18 protein-coding genes are annotated in these 20,924 nt (G+C 64.7%); 10 read left to right on the top strand and 8 right to left on the bottom strand.

Translation table 11 applies throughout. From position 1 onward, the window contains the following. Positions 1-7: 7 nt before the first annotated feature. Positions 8-1,282: an MFS transporter gene (locus ACZ5MJ_RS30105; RefSeq protein WP_464224666.1), complete on the bottom strand. Its 1,275-nt coding sequence runs from the start codon at positions 1,280-1,282 to the stop codon at positions 8-10. A gap of 233 nt (positions 1,283-1,515) precedes the next feature. After that, positions 1,516-2,736, bottom strand: coding sequence for a pyridoxal-phosphate-dependent aminotransferase family protein (locus tag ACZ5MJ_RS30100; protein ID WP_464224665.1), 1,221 nt, complete (start codon positions 2,734-2,736; stop codon positions 1,516-1,518). Between the two features lie 171 nt (positions 2,737-2,907). Here ACZ5MJ_RS30100 and ACZ5MJ_RS30095 point away from each other — a divergent pair, with 171 nt between their 5' ends. Continuing rightward, positions 2,908-3,627: a GntR family transcriptional regulator gene (locus ACZ5MJ_RS30095; protein ID WP_464224664.1), complete on the top strand. Its 720-nt coding sequence runs from the start codon at positions 2,908-2,910 to the stop codon at positions 3,625-3,627. 617 nt (positions 3,628-4,244) lie between these two features. Then, positions 4,245-5,468 carry a polyhydroxyalkanoate depolymerase gene (locus tag ACZ5MJ_RS30090; protein ID WP_464224663.1) on the top strand — a complete coding sequence of 408 codons (1,224 nt, stop codon included), beginning with the start codon at positions 4,245-4,247 and terminating at the stop codon, positions 5,466-5,468. Between the two features lie 75 nt (positions 5,469-5,543). Here the strand turns inward: ACZ5MJ_RS30090 and ACZ5MJ_RS30085 are convergent, their stop codons facing one another. From ACZ5MJ_RS30085 to ACZ5MJ_RS30065, 5 genes are read right to left on the bottom strand one after another with little or no spacing between them, the layout of a single operon-like run. After that, positions 5,544-6,509 carry a tripartite tricarboxylate transporter substrate binding protein gene (locus ACZ5MJ_RS30085; RefSeq protein ID WP_464224662.1) on the bottom strand — a complete coding sequence of 322 codons (966 nt, stop codon included), beginning with the start codon at positions 6,507-6,509 and terminating at the stop codon, positions 5,544-5,546. A 33-nt stretch (positions 6,510-6,542) separates the two neighbouring features. After that, positions 6,543-7,433 (bottom strand): amidohydrolase family protein, encoded by an 891-nt coding sequence (locus tag ACZ5MJ_RS30080; protein ID WP_464224660.1) that lies wholly within the window; start codon positions 7,431-7,433, stop codon positions 6,543-6,545. After that, positions 7,426-8,622, bottom strand: coding sequence for a CaiB/BaiF CoA transferase family protein (locus ACZ5MJ_RS30075; protein WP_464224659.1), 1,197 nt, complete (start codon positions 8,620-8,622; stop codon positions 7,426-7,428). The genes ACZ5MJ_RS30080 and ACZ5MJ_RS30075 overlap by 8 nt, the downstream gene beginning before the upstream one ends. A gap of 24 nt (positions 8,623-8,646) precedes the next feature. After that, positions 8,647-9,639 carry a tripartite tricarboxylate transporter substrate binding protein gene (locus ACZ5MJ_RS30070; RefSeq protein WP_464224658.1) on the bottom strand — a complete coding sequence of 331 codons (993 nt, stop codon included), beginning with the start codon at positions 9,637-9,639 and terminating at the stop codon, positions 8,647-8,649. A 44-nt stretch (positions 9,640-9,683) separates the two neighbouring features. After that, positions 9,684-10,562, bottom strand: a complete 879-nt coding sequence (locus tag ACZ5MJ_RS30065) for an HpcH/HpaI aldolase/citrate lyase family protein (RefSeq protein ID WP_464224657.1) — start codon at positions 10,560-10,562, stop codon at positions 9,684-9,686. Between the two features lie 94 nt (positions 10,563-10,656). Between ACZ5MJ_RS30065 and ACZ5MJ_RS30060 the strand changes: the two genes are divergently transcribed. Together ACZ5MJ_RS30060 and ACZ5MJ_RS30055 are read left to right on the top strand one after the other, a co-directional pair. Continuing rightward, a complete protein-coding gene (locus ACZ5MJ_RS30060) occupies positions 10,657-11,532 on the top strand; it encodes a LysR substrate-binding domain-containing protein (RefSeq protein ID WP_464224655.1) in 876 nt (291 codons plus the stop codon). Positions 11,533-11,875: 343 nt separating this feature from the next. Further along, positions 11,876-13,027, top strand: coding sequence for a hypothetical protein (locus tag ACZ5MJ_RS30055; RefSeq protein ID WP_464224654.1), 1,152 nt, complete (start codon positions 11,876-11,878; stop codon positions 13,025-13,027). A 60-nt stretch (positions 13,028-13,087) separates the two neighbouring features. Here the strand turns inward: ACZ5MJ_RS30055 and ACZ5MJ_RS30050 are convergent, their stop codons facing one another. Next, positions 13,088-13,489 (bottom strand): hypothetical protein, encoded by a 402-nt coding sequence (locus ACZ5MJ_RS30050; RefSeq protein WP_464224653.1) that lies wholly within the window; start codon positions 13,487-13,489, stop codon positions 13,088-13,090. A gap of 295 nt (positions 13,490-13,784) precedes the next feature. Here ACZ5MJ_RS30050 and ACZ5MJ_RS30045 point away from each other — a divergent pair, with 295 nt between their 5' ends. The 6 genes from ACZ5MJ_RS30045 (at position 13,785) to ACZ5MJ_RS30020 (ending at position 20,850) form a co-directional block, all read left to right on the top strand. Beyond that, complete coding sequence (locus tag ACZ5MJ_RS30045; RefSeq protein WP_464224651.1) at positions 13,785-14,633, top strand: TauD/TfdA dioxygenase family protein; 849 nt, start codon at positions 13,785-13,787, stop codon at positions 14,631-14,633. A gap of 27 nt (positions 14,634-14,660) precedes the next feature. Then, positions 14,661-15,719 (top strand): beta-keto acid cleavage family enzyme, encoded by a 1,059-nt coding sequence (locus ACZ5MJ_RS30040; protein ID WP_464224650.1) that lies wholly within the window; start codon positions 14,661-14,663, stop codon positions 15,717-15,719. 126 nt (positions 15,720-15,845) lie between these two features. After that, positions 15,846-16,403 carry an RBBP9/YdeN family alpha/beta hydrolase gene (locus tag ACZ5MJ_RS30035; protein ID WP_464224649.1) on the top strand — a complete coding sequence of 186 codons (558 nt, stop codon included), beginning with the start codon at positions 15,846-15,848 and terminating at the stop codon, positions 16,401-16,403. A 14-nt stretch (positions 16,404-16,417) separates the two neighbouring features. Then, entirely contained in the window at positions 16,418-17,389 is a 972-nt protein-coding gene (locus tag ACZ5MJ_RS30030) for a quinone oxidoreductase family protein (protein WP_464224648.1), read from the top strand. 91 nt (positions 17,390-17,480) lie between these two features. Beyond that, positions 17,481-18,803, top strand: coding sequence for an MFS transporter (locus ACZ5MJ_RS30025; RefSeq protein ID WP_464224647.1), 1,323 nt, complete (start codon positions 17,481-17,483; stop codon positions 18,801-18,803). Between the two features lie 448 nt (positions 18,804-19,251). Further along, the gene (locus tag ACZ5MJ_RS30020) at positions 19,252-20,850 is read left to right on the top strand and encodes a hybrid sensor histidine kinase/response regulator (protein ID WP_464224646.1); all 1,599 of its coding nucleotides are present in this window, start codon (positions 19,252-19,254) and stop codon (positions 20,848-20,850) included. Positions 20,851-20,924: the final 74 nt, after the last annotated feature.

The raw sequence follows: 20,924 nt of genomic DNA, 5'->3' as shown, positions 1-20,924 counted from the left end.
ACCCGTTTCAGGCATGCGAGCGCGAAGCAACCGGCGCACCGGCCGCATCGGTCTCGAAACGGCTTTCCGGCTGCATCCGGAAGGCGAGCATCACGCCCAGCGCCATCAGCACCATGCTGCCGATAAAAGGCAGTTCCCAGCTGCCGAAGCGGTCGATCAGATAGCCCGACAGGACCGGCGAGATGATGGCCGCCAGCGCCGACCCGGAATTCATCATGCCGCTCGCCGTGCCGGCATGCTCCGGGGCAATGTCCATGGGGATCGCCCACATCGGACCGATGGTCATCTCGGCAAAGAAGAAGCCAAAGGCGAGGCACGCCATCGACACGTACAGGTCGTGCGTGAACAGCATCGGCAGCAGCGACAGCATGGTGAGCAGCATGCAGACCGCGACCATCCAGCTGCGCGCACGCTTCAGGCAACCCGTCTTGTGGTAGATCTTGTCCGTCACCATGCCACCGAGGGTGTCGCCGACAACGCCGGCAAAGAACACCGCGGACGCGAACACGGCGGACTTCTTCAGGTCCAGCGAGTAGCTGTGCAGGAAGTACTGCGGAATCCAGCTCAGGAACAGCCACAGCGTCCAGCCGTAGCAGAAGTACACCACGGTAACCGGCGCCATGCGCCTGAACAGGCGGCGCCACGGCACGTTTGCGGTCTTCGGCTTCGGCGTCGGCAGTGCATCCAGCTCATCCCTGGTGATGCGCGGATGGTCCTTGGGATGCTCGGTAAAGCTCCACGCCCACAGCGCCACCCAGACCAGGCTGATCACGCCGCAGATGTAGAACGACTCGCGCCACCCGTACACGGCCATGATCGCCACCACCGCGGCCGGGGCCACGGCATTGCCGACCCGTGCGCAGGCGTGGGTGATGCCTTGTGCAAAGCCGCGTTTTTCCCTGGCGACCCATCGCGACATCGCCGCGGTGGCCGCGGGAAAGGTGGCGCCTTCGCCAAGGCCGAGCAACAGGCGTGCCGCCAGCAGCGAGACCAGGCCACCGGCCATGCCGGTCAGGAACGTGGCAATGGCCCAGAGCACGCCGCAGACCAGCAGCGTGCGCCTGGCGCCGAAGCGGTCGCTGACCCACCCGCCGATGATCTGGAACACCAGGTAGGGGTACGCGAACGCGGAAAAGACAAGGCCGATCTCGGTCTTGCTGAGGTTGAACTCCTGGCCAAAACCCGCCGCGGCCGTGCTCACATTGACACGGTCTAGATAGGTGATGAAATACATGATGCATAGCATCACCAGCACAATGCTGGTCGCACGAAAGCGCTTCATGACTTGTCTCCGGACTGCTGGTTCCGGCGCCGACTGGCGTTGGCGCCGATGACTTCAGATCGCCGCCGGCTCTGGGTCCGGCTTGGGCGAACACTGGTGGAGGCCAGCAAGATGCGAAGGCGGCTGCCGCCCTGCCGATCCCCTGCGCGGTGATGGCATGCTCTTGTGACGCTCCGACGTGACTGGAAAGCCGGCTGCGCGTCCTCCGCGCGCCGGCCTTTACTGGCTGCCGCTCAGGCGGCGGCCTTGAGAACGGGCATGTCCGCGTGCGATGCCAGGTAGTCCATGGCCGCAACAATCCCGCTGCCGGCCACCGGCACGCCCGCCAGCTTCAGTCCCATCTCGCAACCGGCGAGGGTCGCCATCAGGGTCAGGTCGTTGCAATCGCCGAGATGGCCGATGCGGAACATGCGTCCGCGCATCTTGCCCAGCGCCTGCCCCAGCGACATGTCGAAGCGCGCATAGATGATCTTGCGCACCGCATCGGCATCGAAGCCGTCGGGCATCATCACGCCGGTCAGCACCGGGCTGTACACGGCGGGATCGGCGCACTGGATCTCCAGCCCCCAGGCGCGCACGGCACGGCGCGTCGCTTCCGCCAGGCGCTGATGCCGGGCGAAGACATTGTCCAGGCCCTCGCCGAGGATCATGTCGAGCGCCTCGGACAGGCCGTACAGCAGGTTGGTATTCGGCGTGTAGGGCCAGTAGCCGTTCTGGTTGGCCTCGATGATCTCCGCCCAGCCCCAGAACGCGCGCGGCAGTCTTGCCGTCTGGCTGGCAGCGATCGCCTTGGGCGAGAGCGCATTGAAGCTGATTCCCGGCGGCAGCATCAGGCCCTTCTGCGAGCCCGACACGGTCACGTCCACGCCCCACTCGTCATGGCGATAGTCGGCCGAGGCCAGCCCCGAGATCGTATCCACCAGCAGCAGCGCCGGGTGGCCGGCGGCATCGATGGCCCGGCGCACCGAAGCGATATCCGACGTGACCCCCGTCGAGGTCTCGTTGTGCACCACGCACACGGCCTTGATCGCGTGGCCGGTGTCCTGGCGCAATCGCGCTTCGATCATGTCCGCCTGCACCCCGCGGCGCCACCCTTCAATGCCAGGCAGGCCCAGGAACTCCGGCTTCAGGCCGAGCGCTTCGGCCATCTTCTTCCACAGCGTGGCGAAGTGACCCGTCTCGAACATCAGCACGTGGTCGCCCGGGCTGAGCGTGTTGGTCAGCGCCGCTTCCCACGCGCCCGTGCCGGAAGCGGGATAGATGATCACCGGGTGCCGGGTCTTGAAGATCTGCTTGATGTCCGCCAGCACCTTGCGGCCCAGCGCGCCGAACTCGGGACCGCGGTGGTCGATGGTCGGATAGCTCATCGCGCGCAGGATGCGGTCGGGGACCGGGCTCGGTCCGGGAATCTGCAGGAAGTGGCGGCCAGCGGGGTGAAAGTCGAGGTGAATCATGGGAGCGATGCCTCCTTGTTGAATAATGAATTTTGAATGCAATCGACTATAGCAGACGAAAAACCTGGATCCAAGCCGGAATTTGGCCTGAAATCTCGGTGTATACCCGACGTTTTGAGCGAAGAATGAAGATGCAGTAGAATCCTCCGCAACGCGTATAGAGGACATTGAATGCAAAATTCACTTATGGAAGAGGCAGTTGCACGCCCCGCCACGGGCCCGTCGCTGCCGCGCCTGGCGCGTCCGCGCCTGCATGACACGGTGGTCGGGCACCTGCGGCAATGCATCGTCGAAGGCGTCCTCGCTCCTGGCACCAAGCTCAATGAGCGTGAGCTTTGCGAGACCCTGGGCATCTCCCGGACACCCCTGCGCGAGGCGTTCAAGGTGCTGGCGGCAGAGGGCCTGATCGATCTCTCGCCCAACCGCGGCGCAAGCATCTCCCAGATGAGCGAGTCCGAGATCCGGGAGAACTTTGAGCTGATGAGCGGCCTGGAAGCGTTCTCGGGCGAACTGGCCTGCGAGCGCATCACCCCCGCCGAGCTGGCGCAGATCAAGGCGCTGCACTATGCGATGCTGGTCTGCCGCACGCACAACGATCTGCCTGGCTACTACAGCCGCAACCAGGAGATACACGACCGCATCAACGAAGCCGCACGCAATTCGGCGTTGCGCCAGGCCTATCAGTCGATCAACCGGCGCCTGCAGGCAATGCGTTTTCGTTCCAACCAGCAAAGCGGCAAGTGGGACGAGGCCGTCGATGATCACGAAGACATGATCAAGGCCCTGGAAGCCCGGGACGGCAAGAAGCTGGCGGCCGTATTGAAGCGGCACTTGCTGGAAAAGCGCGATGCAGTGTTGACGCTGGCGTCGGGGGATGGGATTTCTGGGTAGAGAGTGAGAGGCTTCGAGCCCTGCCTGTCCGAGCGTAACTTGCAAAGGCTTACAAATAGCACCGCAGATAGCCAGACCGCATTTGGCTTGCTGGAATCAGAAGATCACATTCCACCAGAAAATCGCCCAATATTTGCATCGAACGCCTTGCCTCTGCCCTCTTCATTGCGAAGAAACCATGCAAAACGTTGCAATAGGGTTAGATCGCATGTGTTACCAAATGTAAATCGTGTAACTTGATTGCAGGGTGTTCTGCCGGCATTGCGATGCAATGCCGGTGGCTTTGGGTGGTAGGGGGCGTCATGCAGTATTCCAGCCGATCCGCGTGCGACCAGGCTCGCGCGCATCTGTCAGGCCGCAACGGCAAGTCCGGCGCTTCCCGCAGTCAGTCGATTCGACATCGAAGACACCTGAGCCGCGCGCAGCACTTCTCAGTGCACCAGCGCCACCGTCGCGCAGGCGGATCCGTGGCAGAAGCCTGTCGCCCGCCCACCCAGCCTGCGCGATGCCGGCCATGCGGCTGTCGGGCACGCCATCCGCGCTGAAGCCCGCGTCGCGCAGCACGTTCCTGCGCGAAGACAACACTCCACAACCCGATTCAAGAGGCGGGAATCGCCATGGCACTCTATGCTCTGCGGGAACTCACGCTGCAATCCCTTGGACCGCTCGAGGCAATCATCGAGGCAGGTTCCCGTGCAGTCAGTTTCTGGGGCGAGTCCCTCGCCTGGCTTCCGGGCATCCGCGAGGCCGACGCCGTGCTTGAACTGTTCACGCGGCTGACCAAGGCCTACGGCAAACCTCGCTTTGGGATCAACGAGGTCATCGCAGGCGGGCAACGGGTCGCCGTCACCGAGACCGCGCTTGTCGAAGAGCCCTTCTGCCGGCTGCTGCATTTCAGGAAGGATATGCCCGACCCTGGTCCCCGGGTGTTGCTCGTGGCGCCGCTCTCGGGCCACTACGCCACCCTCCTGCGCCCAACGGTCGAGGCATTGCTGCCCGGGCACGATGTCTACATCACCGACTGGTCCGATGCGCGCCTGGTCCCGCTTGACGCCGGGCACTTCGACCTTGGCAGCTATGCCGATTACCTGAAGAAATTCTTGCGATACCTCGGCACCGGCACGCATATCGTGGCGGTTTGCCAGCCGGGGGTCCCGGTGCTTTGCGCGGTCGCCCAGATGGCCGAAGACGACGAGCAGCTGCAGCCCCGCTCCATGACCCTCATCGCCGCGCCAATCGACACCCGCGTCAGCCCGACGGCAGTCAACCGGTTTGCCCGACAGCATTCGCTGGCATGGTTCGAGGCGAACGTCATCGAGCAGGTACCTGTCGGCTACCCGGGAAAAGGCCGCCAGGTTTATCCGGGCTTCCTCCAGCTTGCCGGCTTCGTATCGATGAACGTCGCACGCCACGCCGGCGCGCACCTCGACTTCTACCGCCACCTGGTCGATGGCAGGCAGGGCGAGGCTGCCAGGCATCGCCAGTTCTATGACGAGTACAACGCCGTGCTCGACGTGCCGGCCGAGTACTACCTGGAAACCATCCAGAAGGTTTTCCTGGAGCATCACCTGTGCCGCGGCAGCATGGAAGTCGGCCAGCGCCGTATCTGTCCCGAGGCTATTACGAACGTTTCATTGCTGACCATCGAAGGCGGCGACGACGACATCACCGGCCGCGGTCAGACCCAGGCAGCTCACGCACTCTGCGCGGGCCTTGCCGCCGACCGGAGAGAACACCTGGTCGTTGACGGCGTGGGTCACTACGGCACCTTCGCCGGCCAGGGATTCCGGCAATCCATCCTGCCTGCCATCACGCAGTTCATTCAACGGTGCGCTGACTGAGCGCTGTGGCGCGTCGGCACGGCCCTGCTCGAACTGCCGCCCTTCACCCACCAGGTGCTGAATGGCAGCGGCGCGTTATTCAACGCGGACGCCACGTGCCTTGACCAGGGCGTGCCAGCGCGCCGACTCGGCCTGCAGGAAGCTCCTGAACGCTTGCGGCGTGTTGCCGACCGGATCGAGTCCGGCTTGCTGCAGCCTGGCGCGCACCCCCGGATCGGCCACCGCCTTCTGTACGGCGCCGGCAATTGCCTGCACGCGATCCGGTGCGGTCCCCCTGGGCAGGAACACGCCGTTCCACTCAAGCACTTCATAGTCGGGCATGCCGCTCTCGGCCAGGGTCGGCGTATTGGGCAAGGCCTTCATGCGCGTCCTGGACGTCACCGCCAGCGCGCGCAGCTTGCCCCCGGTCACGTATTGCAGCGTCGATGCCGTATTGCCGAAATAGGCCGCGACCTGCCCGCCCATCACGTCGGTCAGTGCCGGCGCGCCGCCTTTGTACGGAACATGGAGCAATTCGATCCTGGCCTGCTCATTGAACATCTCCGCAGCCAGATGCGAGCCGGTGCCAGCGCCGGCGGAGGCATAGGTCAGCTTGCCCGGCGACTTCCTGGCCGAGCCGATGAAGTCGGCAACGGTCTTGTAAGGCGCGTTCGCCGCGACCACAAGAATCTGCGGCGCCGTGGCCACCAGCGAGATCGGAATGAAATCCGTGCTCGGGTCGAACGGCAGCTTGCGCAGCGCGCCGTTGACCGCGAACGCCGAGGCATCGTACAGCACCGTATAGCCATCCGGGGCAGCCTTGGCCACTGCGTCGGCGCCGATGACGCCGCCGGCGCCCGGCTTGTTGTCGATGACCACGGTCTGGCCAAGGATCTCTCCCATTTTCTGGGCCACGACCCGCGCCGTGTTATCGGCACCGCCGCCCGCCGAATAGGGCACCACCATGCGGATCGGCTTGTCGGGGAACGCGAAGGCGCCGAGCGGCACCGCCGCCGCCAGAATCGCCAGGCTTTTGCCAAGACGCTGCAGAATGATTTTCATGTTGTCTCCGATTTTCTATTTGGTTCGGGCCGGCTATGCGGTCTCGAATCCGTACAGCAAGGCAGGGTTGTCCACCAGGATGCGGCGCCGGAGCGCCTCGGTGCCGGTCCAGCGGGCCAGCAGGTCGTACAGCAAGGCATCGTCCGGCTTGAAGCGGGTCTCCGTGCTATGGGGCCAGTCACTGCCCCATACCAGCCGTTCCGGCGCGGTGCGCACCCATGCCATCGCCACCGGGTCGATGTCCGCATAGCGCCCGGCGGCGCCGACGATGGAATCCAGATATGCGCCGGACAGCTTCAGCCACGCGTTGCCGCGCGCCAGCAGGCCGGAGATGACTGAGAACGCAGCGTGCCCCGTTCCGCCGGGCAGCGGCAGGCGGCCCAGGTGGTCGAACACCAGCGGCGTGCGCAGGCGTGCCAGCAAATCGCCGTAGGCGACGATCTGGTCCGCGGTCCAATGCAATTGCAGATGCCACCCCAACCCGGCAACACGATCGGCGAGCGCTTCCACCATCTCGAAGCTCACCGCCGCATGAGCCTCGGTGTAGAGCGAGAACCGGATGCCCCGGATCCCACCCGCATGCAGGCCATGCAGGGTCTCGTCTGTCACATCCGGCCGCACCACCGCAACGCCGCGCGCATGGGCGATACCCAGCTTCCGGATCGCATCGAGCGTGGCGCTGTTGTCCGTGCCGTAGCAGCGAGGCTGCACGATGACCGCGCGGCTCGTGCCCAGCAGCCCTTGCACGCCACGGTAGTCATCCACGGTGGCGTTTGCCACCACCGGCGCAATCGCCGCGAAGCGCGCATCGTAGATATGCAGGTGAGCATCGCAGGCGTTGGCGAGCGCTGCGCTGCGTGGCGCGCCGCTTGCCGAACTGTTCGGCACCAGCGGGACCGGGCCGCCGTAGCGGAGGTCAGCCATGTCCTGCCAGCCTGTCCGCCGCGGCGCGGACCCGGTCCCCGTGCTGGTCGAGCGCGGGGGCGGCGAACGGTTCCGGACCGGGCGTGCGTCCGAACTTCACGGCGCGCGTGAAGCCGCGATAACGGCCAACCACGGGGTGTTCGAACGTTGCCAGCATCCCTTCCGCGGCGACCTGGGGGAAATCGAACATGTCCTCCACCGAGCGGGCTGCCGCGCACGGCACCTCCTCGCCGAAGATGGCCTCCCATTCCAGCGCCGAACGCTCCTGCAGCGCCGCGTGCAGGCGGGGCACGATTTCCCCATGATGTTCGGCGCGCTTGCGCACGCTGTCGTAGCGATCGGTCGACAGCAGATCGGCCAGGCCGGTCTTCTCGCACAGCGCCCGCCAGAAATGCGGGGTATTGGCCGAGATATATATGTAGCCATCCCGGGTCGGATGAATGCCGGTGATCCCGCCGGAGCGCATGTCGCGCCCGACCTCCCTGGGCTCCGATTCGGCCCAGACCATCCGGGCCGACTGCATGGTCAGCGCCGCGCGCAGCAGCGACACGCCCACATACTGCCCCGCCCCGCTCTTCTCACGCTCGTAGAGCGCCGAAGACACCGCACCCGCGACCAGCGCCGAGGCATAGTAGTCGACCACGGAGCCGTACAGAATCTCCGGCGGCCCGCCGTGCTTGCCCTGCAGCGTGCACATGCCGGTCATGGTCTGCAGCACCTGGTCGTAACCGGCCTTGTCCTTGAGCGGGCCCGTCTCGCCGTAGCCGGTGACGGCGCAGTAGATCAGCCGCGGGTTGACCTGGCTGAGCTGCTCGTAGCCAATGCCGAGCCGGCCCGGCACGCTCGGGCGGAAGTTATGCACCAGCACATCCGCGTTGCGCACCAGCGCCAGCAGCCGCTCCAGATCGGCCGGGTGCTTCAGGTCGAGCACGACGCCCAGCTTGCTTCGGTTGACGCCCAGGAAGGCCCGGCTTTCGCTCTCCAGCGTCGACGGATACTTGCGCAGGTTGTCGCCCACGGGCGGCTCGACCTTGATCACGTCAGCGCCCTGGTCGGCAAGCAGCGAGCAGCCGTACGGCCCCGCGATATAGGCGCTCAGGTCAAGCACGCGCACGCCGCTCAGTGGACCTGGCTGTCCCGCCCGGCCTGAGCCGAAGACAGCGTCCCCGGCAGTGGTGTTGATTTGCATACAGCCTCCGAATCAGCCAGGCGATCAGTCCGCGACAATGTTCTGCTGTTTGGCCAGCGCCTTCCACCGCACCACGTCGGCCGCGATCGTCTCGGCGAACTGTTGGGGGGTGACGGGCTTCGCCTCGGCCCCTTCCCTGAGGATGGCCGCCTTGACGTCAGGCCTGGCGAGCACCTGGTTCACCGCCGCATTCAGCCGCGCGACGATGGCCGGCGGCGTGCCTGCCGGCGCCAGCAGGCCCCACCAGAGTTCAAACTCGTAGCCGGGGACCGCGCTCGCCATTGGCACCAGCTCCGGCGCGACCGGGCTTGGTTTCAGACTGGTGATGCCCACGGCCCGCACCTTGCCGGCGCGGACCATCGGCAGCAGCGAGGGGCCGCTCGAGATCAGCACCTGGGTCTGGTTGCCGATCAGGTCGGTGATGGCGGGGCCCATGCCACGGTAGGGTACGTGGGTGATGGCCAGCTTGCCGGCCTTGGCCTTGAGCAGTTCGGTGCCGAACTGGTTGACGCTGCCGGGGCCGGAAGACGCGTAATTGAACTTGCCCGGATTGGCGCGGATCGCGCTGATCAGTTCCTGCGGCGTGCTGGCGGGAAAGTCGTTGCTGACCGCCACGATGAACGGCCCCCTGGCAAGCATCGCCACTGGCGCAAAGCTCCTGACCGCGTCGTACGGCAGCTTGCTCTGCACCGCGGCATTGGTCGTCATGCTCGACGACACCGCGACCAGGGTATAGCCGTCCGGCGCTGCCTTGGCCACCATGCCGGTTCCCGTATTGCCGCTCGCGCCGGGGCGGTTGTCGATGATCACCGTCTGCTTCAGCTCCTCGCCGATCTCCTTGGCCACGATACGGGCAAAGATATCGTTCGAGCCGCCAGGCGGATACGGCACGATGATCGTGACAGGCCTCGACGGATAGGGGCTCTCGGCGGCTGCGTCGGCTGCTGCCACCAAAGCGCCGAATGCGGCGATCAGCCCGAAGCATGCTGCGGCCCGACGCGGCTGTATGGTCGTCATGGTCTGTCTCCTGTCTGGTTTTTATGTGGGTCTGTGCTGCGGGGTCAGGCGGCGATCAGTCCAAGCTGCCTGGCAATCTCGACGGTGGCCTGTGCTCGCCGGACGAAAGGAGCGTCGATCATCTTCCCATCCACGACGTAGGCGCCGACGCCGTCGGCCTGCGCCTGGGCGGCGGCCGCGACGACCCGCAGCGCGTGCGCGATCTCGTCGTCGGACGGCCGGTAGACATCGTTGGCCAGCGCGATCTGGCTTGGGTGGATGCAGCTCTTGCCCAGGAAGCCCATCTGCCTGGACATCTCCGCCTCGGCACGGAAGCCCTCGGCATCGCGAATGTTGGCGAACACGGTGTCATAGGCGTAGACGTTGGCTTCGGCGGCCGCCATGCGTACGGCGAACATGGCCGCTGCGATGGCCGCCGGGTTGCGCCGATGAATGCCGGCGGGCTCGAACAGATCGCCCAGGCCCAGCTGCAGGCCCGCCACGCGCGGATGCGCGCCGGCCAGTTCGGCGGCACAGCGCAGCGCCGCTGGCGATTCAATGTTCAGCAGCAGGCGGACCTTCGCATCCGCTGCGGTGAAGCCGTTGGCCCGCTCCGCCTGTTCTACCGCCGCCGCCGCGCGGCGGACGTCGCCGACACTCTCCGGCTTGGGCAGGTTGACCAGATGCACGCCGGGCACCACCACCGCGGCCAGGTCAGCCTCGAAATGCCCGGTGCCGAGGCCGTTGACGCGAACGATCAGGGTCTTTGCCGTCGAGCGGGCCTCAGCGGAACGCAGCCATCGGGACAGCAGGTCACGGGCCTCGGCTTTCTTGTCCTCAGCCACCGCATCCTCCAGGTCAAAGGACAGTGCATCCGCGCCGCTCGCGAGCGCCTTGGCAAAAAACTCCGGGCGGGAACCGGGGACGAACAACTTGCTTCTCATGGCCAACACCGTGTCTTGTAGGAGGCAATGCAGTGTGGCGTAGTCAGGAGAGGAGATAAACTATACTTTCCTACCTTCGCACAATAGAAATTCTATGGAGACGAGCTACCTCAAGGCTTTCAGCCTGGTTGTGGAAACAGGCACGCTGGCGGAAGCCGCGAGGCGGCTCAACGTGACGCCTGCGGCAGTTTCCCAGCAGATCCAGGTACTGGAGCGGGAACTCGGCACGGCGTTGCTGGCACGCGCCGGCCGTACGGTGGCGCCCACCGAGTCCGGGCGCCGCCTTGCTGCGCGCTGTGTCTCGCTGCTCAGGGAAGTCGACGCGCTGAGAGGGTGGGTGAATCAGGCGGACGAGATCCGCGAGCTGCGCATCGGCACCATCAACACGGCGCTCCACAGCCTCCTGCCGGACGCCCTTGCGCGTTTCGCGGCCAGGCATCCGGGCGTGTCCGTCCGCATCCGGTCCGCCATGTCGAGCGAGCTCTACGACGCAGTCAAGCAGGCGGAGCTTGACGCCGCCGTCTGCCTGCACCCGCCCTACTCCATCCCCAAAGCCTTTGCCTGGGAACTGCTGCGCAAGGAACCGCTGGTCGTCCTTGCCGCGCAGCGGGACCGGGAAGCGGATCCGCTCGAGCTGCTGCGCACCAGGCCACTGATCCGCTACGACCGCAGCCTCGGCGGCGGCAAGCAGGCCGACGACTACCTGCGCAAGGCCGGCATCACGCCGACACAGGAGCGCTTCGAGCTGAGCTCGCTCCTCGCAATCGCTATGATGGTGGATCGTGGCCTGGGGGTGTCGCTGGTCCCGGACATCGCATCGCCGCTGACTGCCAGCCTGCGTATTGCAAAGCTCCATCTGCCTTCAGAACCCGAGCCACGCCGGTTCGGCCTGCTGTGGCGAAGGACGTCGCACAGCGCCAGCCTGATCAGAGACTTCCTTGAGCAGGCCCGACTCGCGGCCCGATCGTAGCGGCGCGTTGGACCGGACCGCCCGGGGGGCGAAAATCCGGAACTCGGACTAGGTGTTCCTGGAATAGCCAGGGTTACGCTGGCAGGTATCGCAGCGCTTATTAGGTACTCCCGGCGTGCTCCCGGCGCAAGGCGTGCCGCTGGTCGACTAGAATTACTTACAGTCGCCCCTATGCGGAGGTGGCTATCGCCCTGGGAACATTCCATTGCGCAGCGGTGGGTGATATTGCCGCGCAGTGGACACCTGAGGGAATAAATGAGGCGCCTGCAACGCTTATATTGAGCGCCTTTTCGCGTTGAAGCATTGCGCAGCCGGGGTGTTCCTCAGAAGATGGAGGTGCCCAATGGAAGCCTTGCGTCACGTCCCTGCCGTCGAATCCCGCACGCGGAATATCGACGCGGCAGTCCCTCCCCGAACCCGGTTCACGCCCCGCCATCTGTGCGGCGTAATGTGTGGCGTCGGCCTCCTGGTACTGTCGCTGGGATCCTCCCTTGCTGGTGGAGAAACGATCCTTCCACCGACATCCACGGTCGCGTCGACCGTTCCGACCAACCATGACCTCAATCCCTACGGCATTGCCTTCGTGCCTGCCGGCGTTGCGTCGGGGGGTGCGCTGAAGCCGGGGGACGTGGTGGTGTCCAATTTCAATGCGCACTCCAACAAGCAAGGCACGGGAACGACCATCGTGAAGCTGGTGACCGACGCCAAGCCAGTCACCTTTTTCCAGGGGCAGAATCTGGGGCTCACTACCGCACTGGCTGTACTGAATAGCGGATTCGTGCTGGTCGGCAATCTTCCGACGACGAATGGCACAACCATCAGTTCCACCAGCTCGCTATTGGTGATCACTCCCCAAGGAGAGCTTTTCAGCGTGCTGAAAGATCCAAACCTCCTGGACGGTCCGTGGGACATGACGGTCATCAACGATCAGGGGTCGCAGGTCACGGCGTTCGTATCGAACGTCTTGAACGGAACCGTGGCAAGGATCGATATCAACATTGGCCCGAGCGGCGCAACGCTTCTGAATACCTCTCATATCATTGCGTCCGGCTACATGCACCGGCCCGATGCCGCGGCACTCGTTGTCGGTCCGACAGGACTAGCCTATGACGCGGCCCACGATGTGCTCTATGTCGCATCGACCAACGACAATGCCGTGTTCGCAATCTCGCACGCTGCGGCGCTTACGCAAGACAACGGACCGGGAACGGTGATCTATCAGGACAATGACCACCTTCGCGGGCCGTTGGCACTGGCGCTTGCGCCGAATGGAGATCTGGTGACGGCGAACGGAGACGCGATCAACGCCAATCAGCAACATGGGAGCGAAATCATCGAGTTCACGCCCCAAGGGCAATTCGTCGCGGTGATGCAAGTCGATCCGGCACCCGGCTCCGCGTTCGGCCTCGCATTCGGACGGGGCAGCGGCGGCCAGTCACAGTTCGCGGCGGTGAACGACAACACGAATACGGTAACCGTCTGGACGCTGCGCTAGATCGGTGGTGATTGACCTTGGGGACGCCGCCATGGCAGGCAGTGTCCCGGTGAACAGACCCTAGTGCATCGCACCTTCGCTGGCTGCACCGGACTGGGCGGAATGTGGGTCAGGTGCTGGCGCGTCAGTGCCAGCCTGGCCTTTATCCCCGGACAACGTGCCGTCCTGCAAGGCTTTGCTCCCACGCCTGCCCCCACCGCGACGGCTCATGCCGGCAGGGCGGGACTTCACTTCGCCCGCTTTCAATTCCTGATTGATGGAATCGACGGTGCGCGGCGGCGGCGTCATGCGGGCAAAGTTGTTCTGGATGTTGCGAAGCGCCTCGCTGGCATCGTCGCTGCCGGACACTTCCTGGCTGAAGGCTGCCGCAGGCAGCGCCAGCGCCGTCACCATCGAGAGCAGTACGGCGGCACGTGCCGGCTGCCTCTGGAAAAAACGGGAGTTCGGGGAGAGCGGGTTCATCAGATATCGCCGTGGCCGTGAACCATCATTATGGCTTCGGCCCTCGCAGGTGCGTGGCGCCGGGCCGGTGCCTTTGATTTCAGACTATTACCTGTGTTGCAGCAGATTACGGCGCCGGTCAACGCCGCTGTGCGCAGCAAAGTCACCAGCCGCACCCCCTAGGGGAAAACCCGGAGTGGCACAAATAGTACAACCCTTGGCATGAAATGCAAAAGGTGGAAACGCCAGGATTTCCTACAGTTGCCACCGATAGAACAAGGGACGCCCGATCCGCTCCCGCACCAAGGAGACAACAGTGCACATCGAGCAACTCACCTGCGCCATCGGCGCTGAACTTTCCGGCGTCAGCCTGGCCGACGCGGCCCGTGACGCCGGCCTGTTTGCAGAAATCAAGGCCGCGCTGCTCAAACACAAGGTCTTGTTCCTGCGCGGCCAGGACATCGCCCGCTCCGAGCACGTGGCCTTCGCCCGCCGCTTTGGCGACCTGGAGGACCACCCCGTGGTCGGCAGCGACCCGGACAACCCCGGCCTGGTGCGCATCTACAAGTCGCCCGATACCCCCGTCGACCGCTATGAAAACTCATGGCACACCGACGGCACCTGGCGCGAGGCCCCTGCGATGGGCGCGGTGCTGCGCTGCGTCGAATGCCCGCCCGTGGGCGGCGACACCGCGTGGGCCAACATGGCGCTGGCCTACGAGAAGCTGCCGCAACACATCAAGGACCTGATCGCTCCATTGCGCGCGCGCCACAGCATTGAGTGCACCTTTGGCGCGGCGATGCCGATCGAAAAGCGCCACGCGCTGCGCGCCCAGTACCCGGACGCCGAACACCCCGTAGTGCGCACCCACCCCGAGACGGGCGAGAAGGTGCTGTTCGTGTGCGGCTTTACCACGCATTTCACCAATTTCCACACCCCCGGCAACGTGCGCGTGGGGCAGGACTTCGCGCCCGGCTCGGCGCAGTTGCTCCAGTACCTCATCAGCCAGGCCGCCATTCCGGAATACCAGGTGCGCTGGCGCTGGAAGCCCAACGACGTCGCCATCTGGGACAACCGTTCCACGCAGCATTACGCGGTGATGGACTACCCCCCCTGCCATCGCAAGATGGAACGCGCGGGAATCGTCGGCACCCCCACCTACTGAGATCTGACCACACCAGGAGAAAGCACCATGAACTTCCTCGACGGCCACCTGTTCCCCGAGAACATGCAACCGCTGATCATTACCGCCGCGCCCTACGCGCCTTCCTACGTGCCGTCGGACTTCCCCGGCGAAATCCCGGTGACGATGGAAGAACAGATCCAGATGGCGGTGGACTGCTACAACGCCGGCGCGACGGTGCTGCACCTGCACGTGCGTGAACTGGACGGCAAGGGCAGCAAGCGCCTGTCCAAGTTCAACGAACTGATCTCCGGCGTGCGCGCCCGCGTTCCGGACATGATCATCCAGGTAGGCGGCTCGATCAGCTTTGCGCCCGAATCGGAAGGCGCCGCCGCCAAGTGGCTGTCCGACGACACGCGGCACATGCTGGCCGAACTCGACCCCAAGCCCGACCAGGTGACGGTGACGATCAACACCTCGCAGATGAACTTTCTGGAGCAGTTCGACTACCGCGACTGGCAGGGCAGTTCGCTGGAAGACCCGGTGGTCTATGGCGCCTACAAGGAAATGACCGTGCCTGCGCAGCCCGGCTGGGCCGAGGAACATATCCGCCGCCTGACTGCCGCGGGCATTCAGAGCGAGTTCCAGTGCTACAACCAGAACAGCCTTGAATCCGTGGAGCGCCTGATTCGCCGCGGCGTCTACAAGGGCCCGCTGGTGCTGAACTGGGTGGCGATCGGCGGCGGCATGGATTCGCCCAACGTCTACACGCTGGCCAACTTCGTGCGCGGCGTGCCGGATGGCGCGGTGCTGACGGTCGAAAGCTCCGTGCTCAACACGCTGCCCGTGAACATGATGGGCATTGCCATGGGCTTGCACGTGCGCACCGGTACGGAAGACAACCTGTGGAACCAGACCCGCACGGCCAAGATCGGCACCGCCAAGCAGATCGAGCAGTTGGTGCGCGTCTCCAGCGAACTGGGCCGCCCGATCGCCACGGCCAGGCAGGCACGCGAGATCTGCCGCATTGGCGTGTTCTACGACACGGTGGAAGAAACGCTGGCCGCCAACGGCTTTGCACCCAACGCCCCTGGCCGCCAGCAGGGCTTCCTGCGCAAGACCGCGTAAGACATTGCCGCGGAGGAGACCGGCCAGGCAACGCCGCTTGTCCCTCATCGCCACCGCTGCCCGGTTGTGCACAGCCGGGCAGCGGTGGCGAGATCGTGAAAGCCTTTGATATCAAGCAGAACCAATATGCAACCCACTGTCCTCATCGTCCCCGGCCTGCGCGACCACGTTGATGCCCACTGGCAAACCCTGCTGGCCGCGCAACTGCCCAAGGTACGCACCGTGCCGCCCATGGGGCGCACCGGCGCGGGCCTGGACCGCGCCGCGCGCGTGGAAGCCATCGAACGCGAAGCCCAGTCCATCGACGGCCCGATCGTGATCGTGGCACACAGCGGCGGCTGCCCCATGCTCGCGCACTGGGCAGCGCAGACCAGGCGGCCCGTGAAGGGAGCGCTGCTCGCCACCCCGCCGGAGCTTGACCAACCCATGCCCGAGGGCTACCCGCCTCTGGCCGCCCTCAGGGACGGCGGCTGGTTCCCGGTGCCCATGCAGGCCCTGCCCTTCCCCAGCATCGTCGCGGCCAGCCGCAACGACCCGCTGGCGCGCTTTGCTCAGGTGGAGGAGATGGCGCGCATCTGGGGCAGCCGCCTGGTGGACCTGGGCGAGGTGGGCCACCTCAACCCCGCGTCCGGCTTTGGCCCGTGGCCGCGTGCACTCGATTTCATCGCCGAGCTTTCGGCTTAGTCAGGAGAATTCTCATGGTCAAGGCAGTACGTTTCTACGAAACCGGCGGCCCCGAAGTGCTGAAGGTTGAAAACGTCGAAGTCGGCGCCCCCGGTCCCGGCGAGGCACGCGTGCGCCACAGCTTCATCGCGCTGAACTTCATCGACACCTACTTCCGCACCGGGCGCTACCCGCTCGACCTGCCCAACGGCCTGGGCTCCGACGCCGTGGGTGTGGTCGAGGCAGTGGGGCCCGGCGTGGACTACCTCAAGCCCGGCGACCGCGTGGGCTACCTTATCGGCCCGCAGGGCGCGTATTCCGAAGTGCGCGTGATGCCCGCCGCCGTGCTGATTCCGCTGCCCGATGGCATCAGCGATCGTAGCGCCGCCACGCTGATGATGAAGGGCATGACGGCGCAGTACCTGTTCCGCCAGGTCTACCCGCTGAACGGCGGTGAAACCATCCTGTACCACGCCGCCGCGGGCGGCGTGGGCCTGATTGCCTGCCAGTGGGCGCGCGCCCTCGGCGTGACCATGATCGGCACCGTGAGCACCGACGAAAAAGCCGCGCTCGCCAAAGCCAATGGCTGCACGCACACCATCGTGACCTCTCGCGAAAACACCGTGGAGCGCGTAAAGGAACTGACCGACGGCAAAGGCGTGAAGGTGGTCTTCGACTCGGTGGGCAAGGACACGCTGATGACCTCGCTCGACTGCCTGCAACCGCGCGGCAGCCTGATCAGCAACGGCACCTCGTCGGGCCCGGTGGTCGTCGATTCGCAACTGCTCGCGGCAAAGGGTTCCATCTGGATGACGCGGCCCGCGATGATGCACTACATCAACCCGCGTCCGCACATGCTGGACATGGCCAGAGAGCTGTTCGAGCACGTGCTCGCCGGCCGCATCGTCAGCGAACCGCAGCAGGAATTCGCGCTGGAAGACGCGGCCAACGCGCACCGTGCCCTGGAAGGCCGCAAGACGGTCGGCTCCACCATCCTCGTGCCCTGACCGGCCTGACTCGCCCAGCCCCTCTTCCGCACGCGGGAGAGGGCGCCATGCAAAAAAAACAATTCATGGTATTGCCCCCACGGAGACTGCGATGGACTTGAGTACGGCGACCCACCTGCGGGCCAACCCCGACGACTACCTCTTTGGCAAACGCCAGGCGTGGTTCGCGTTTGTGATGACGGTAGCGCTGATGCTGGCGGACTACATCGACCGTCAAGTCATCGTCTCGCTCTTTCCCCACCTGAAACTGGAGTGGGGCCTGTCGGACAAGCAGCTTGGCGCGCTGGTGTCCGCCGTGTCCGTCACCGTGGCCGCGGGCGCCGTGCCGATCGCGCTGTGGGCCGACCGGGGCAGCCGCGTCAAGAGCATCGTCGTGATGGCCACCGCGTGGAGCCTGGCCTGCATCTCCTGCATGTTCACGCGCAACTACAGCCAGCTGCTTATCGCGCGCGCCGTGGTGGGCGTGGGCGAGGCCGGCTACGGCTCGGTGGGCGCTGCGCTGCTGACCAGCCACTTTCCGGCGCGCATGCGTTCCGCGCTCATGGGGGCCTTCTTCGCGGCAGGCTCTTTCGGCTCCGTGCTGGGGGTCATGCTGGGCGGCGTCATTGCCGCGCACTGGGGTTGGCGCGCCGCATTTGGCGTGGTGGGCATACCAGGGCTGGCACTCGCGCTGCTCTACATGTTCGTGCGCGACTACCGCACCGTGGCACTAAGCCCACGGCTCGACCAGGCCACGCAAAGCCTGGGCAGCAGCGCCCGCGCCATCGTGGCGGCGCTCACGCGCTCGCCCTCCATGCTGTGGGTGTGCCTGGGCTCGTCGGCCCAGGTGATCGTGCTGTCCACCGTCTGGGCCTGGCTGCCCAGCTACCTGAACCGCACGCGCGGACTGCCGCCGGAAAAAGCCGCTGTCAGCGCCGCACTGGTGGTGCTGTGCGGCGCCGTGGGCGCAGTGCTGTGGGGCGCAGTGGTGGACCGCTCGGGCCGCCACCGCCCGCGCAACAAGCTGACCACCGTGGCGGTGCTGTGCCTGCTCTCCATGGCGATGCTCATGCCTTCGCTGGGCGGCACCGGCCTGGCCCTGGCACCCGGCCGGCAACTGGCCTGGATCGCGGCGGGCGGCTTGCTCATGACCTGCACCGCCGGCCCCGCGGTTGCCCTGGTTCTCGACGTGGTGCACCCCGGCATCCGCGCCACGGCCGGCGCGGTGCTGGCCATCTTCCTGAACCTGTTCGGGCTGGCGGCAGGGCCATTCATCGCCGGGGTGCTGTCCGACCTGTGGACGCTGCCCGTGGCGATGGCCATCATGCCCGCATTCTCGGTGCTGGCGGCGCTGGGCTATCTGGTCGCGGCGCGCACCTATGAGCGCGATGTGCAGGGCATCCGGGAACAGGTGGCTGCAGAAACCGTGGCATAACGGCGCGAACGAAAACACGGACGGGCTGAATATGGACCGTAGCGTTTGCCGCCGACTGCAGTCATTTTTGAGAGCAGTACATATCATGACGGGCATGAGATAGCTTGGGTGCGGCACCGCACAGACGCGAAACACCAGGCGCTGGAAAGAGAAAGCAAAGGCGGACCTCTCGTAACTGCAAGCAAAATAGGTCGCAAGTAGCCTCGCCGCCTATGTTTGTCGACGCATCCGGCCCAAGGTCTCATCGATCGCCTGGGCCTCGGCGCCGGAGGCAGAAGGCGCAGGATGGCCTTGGCCCACTTATCACGCTGCATCACAACAATCGAAATTGGATATCGGCGACCGGCTGGGGGCCCCCAATCCACTGCTGAGATAATTTGCTCCTCCGATGGATAGTCAGCCGATCCGTGGATATAGTGGGCTTGTATGCTGGATCCGGGATCAGACCATGCGAAAGCCGCGTACGCCACCAATTGAAAAACTGCCGTCATCCGCGCCTGAAGTGATCAATGGCGAACGGTATTTCAGGCAGATCGCGAATGCCTTACCGCACATCGTGTGGACAGCCCGGCCGGATGGTTGGGTGGACTACGTCAATCAGCAAGGAGTGACCTATACGGGTCTGGTGCTCAATGAGTTATCCGGTTGGGGTTGGGAGCAGATATACCACCCTGATGATCTGGAAATCGCCGTTGATCGCTGGAGGGACGCCATAAAGACCGGCAGCGAGTTTGAAATCGAGTTCCGCATGAAACGAGGTGCCGATGGCGCCTACCGATGGTTTCTTTGCCGTGCATTGCCGTTCAAGGACGCCAACGGAGATATCCTTAAGTGGTTTGGCACCTCAACTGACATTGAGGACCAAAAGCAGGCACAAACTTCTGCTGAAAGCGCCAACCGTGCAAAATCCGATTTTGTCTCGAGCATGAGTCATGAGTTGCGCAGCCCCTTGAATGCGATCCTGGGCTTCGCGCAGCTGATGGCATCAGACTCCCCGCCACCGCCCCCCTCGCAGCAGGCCAGCATCGATCAAATTCTGAAAGCTGGATGGCATTTGCTGGAACTCATCAACGAGGTACTTGATCTCGCGAAAATCGAGGCCGGGCAGGCGTCGCTGTCGCCAGAGCCGGTATCCGTGGCGGAAACCCTACGCGAATGCCATTGCATGATCGAGCAGCAAGCACTGAGACGCGGTGTTCGCATGCGCTTTCCATTGCTCAATTTCCCGTGTTTTGTCCGCGCTGATCGCACGCGGCTGAAGCAGATCCTCCTCAATCTGCTTTCTAACGCGATCAAATACAACCGTGAACAAGGATCGGTTGAAGTGCAATGCAATGTGACCACGGGAAACCGCGTTCGCCTTAGCGTGCACGACACCGGCGCGGGCATGGACCCGGAGCGCCTGGCACAACTGTTTCAGCCGTTCAACCGCCTTGGGCAAGAAGCTGGTCCGGAGGAAGGAACGGGTATCGGGCTGGTTGTGGTCAAGCGCCTGGTTGAACTGATGGGCGGAACGATCGGCGCCGAAAGTGCGGTTGGCGTGGGCAGCATCTTCTGGGTGGAACTGGGTGCCGCGAGCCCGCCGGAATTGAAAGACGAGAGCGCCGTGCTCACGGCGGCCGCCAACGCGCAGCCAGACAAGCGTACTGAGATATATACCCTGTTGTATGTGGAAGACAACCCAGCCAACCTGAAACTGGTCGAGCAACTCGTCGGGCGTCGAGCGGATATGCGCCTCCTGACTGCGGTGACCGGGGCGCTCGGCGTCGAACTCGCCCGCACTTCGTTGCCGGAAGTCGTCGTGATGGATATCCATCTGCCCGACATCAACGGCATCGAAGCGCTGAGGTTCCTCCGTGAAGACCCGCGGACGACGCACATTCCGGTCATCGCCCTCAGTGCAAATGCGATGCCACGCGACATCGAGAAAGGGATCAAAGCCGGATTCTTTCGCTACCTTACCAAGCCAATCAAGCTCAACGAATTCATGGAAGCGCTGGACGCAGCGCTGGCGGCAACGAAAATTGGCTCCGTTCATAGCCAATGAGACAGAACGCAGCGGCGATTCGACGTTCGATATTTGGCCGCGGGACCGGAGTGCCTTCCCTTTCCTGACCGTAG

The organism is Cupriavidus sp. LA-1 (assembly GCF_055385985.1).
Note: the sequence above shows the minus strand (reverse complement) of the source record. Positions and strands in the feature narration are given on the sequence as shown.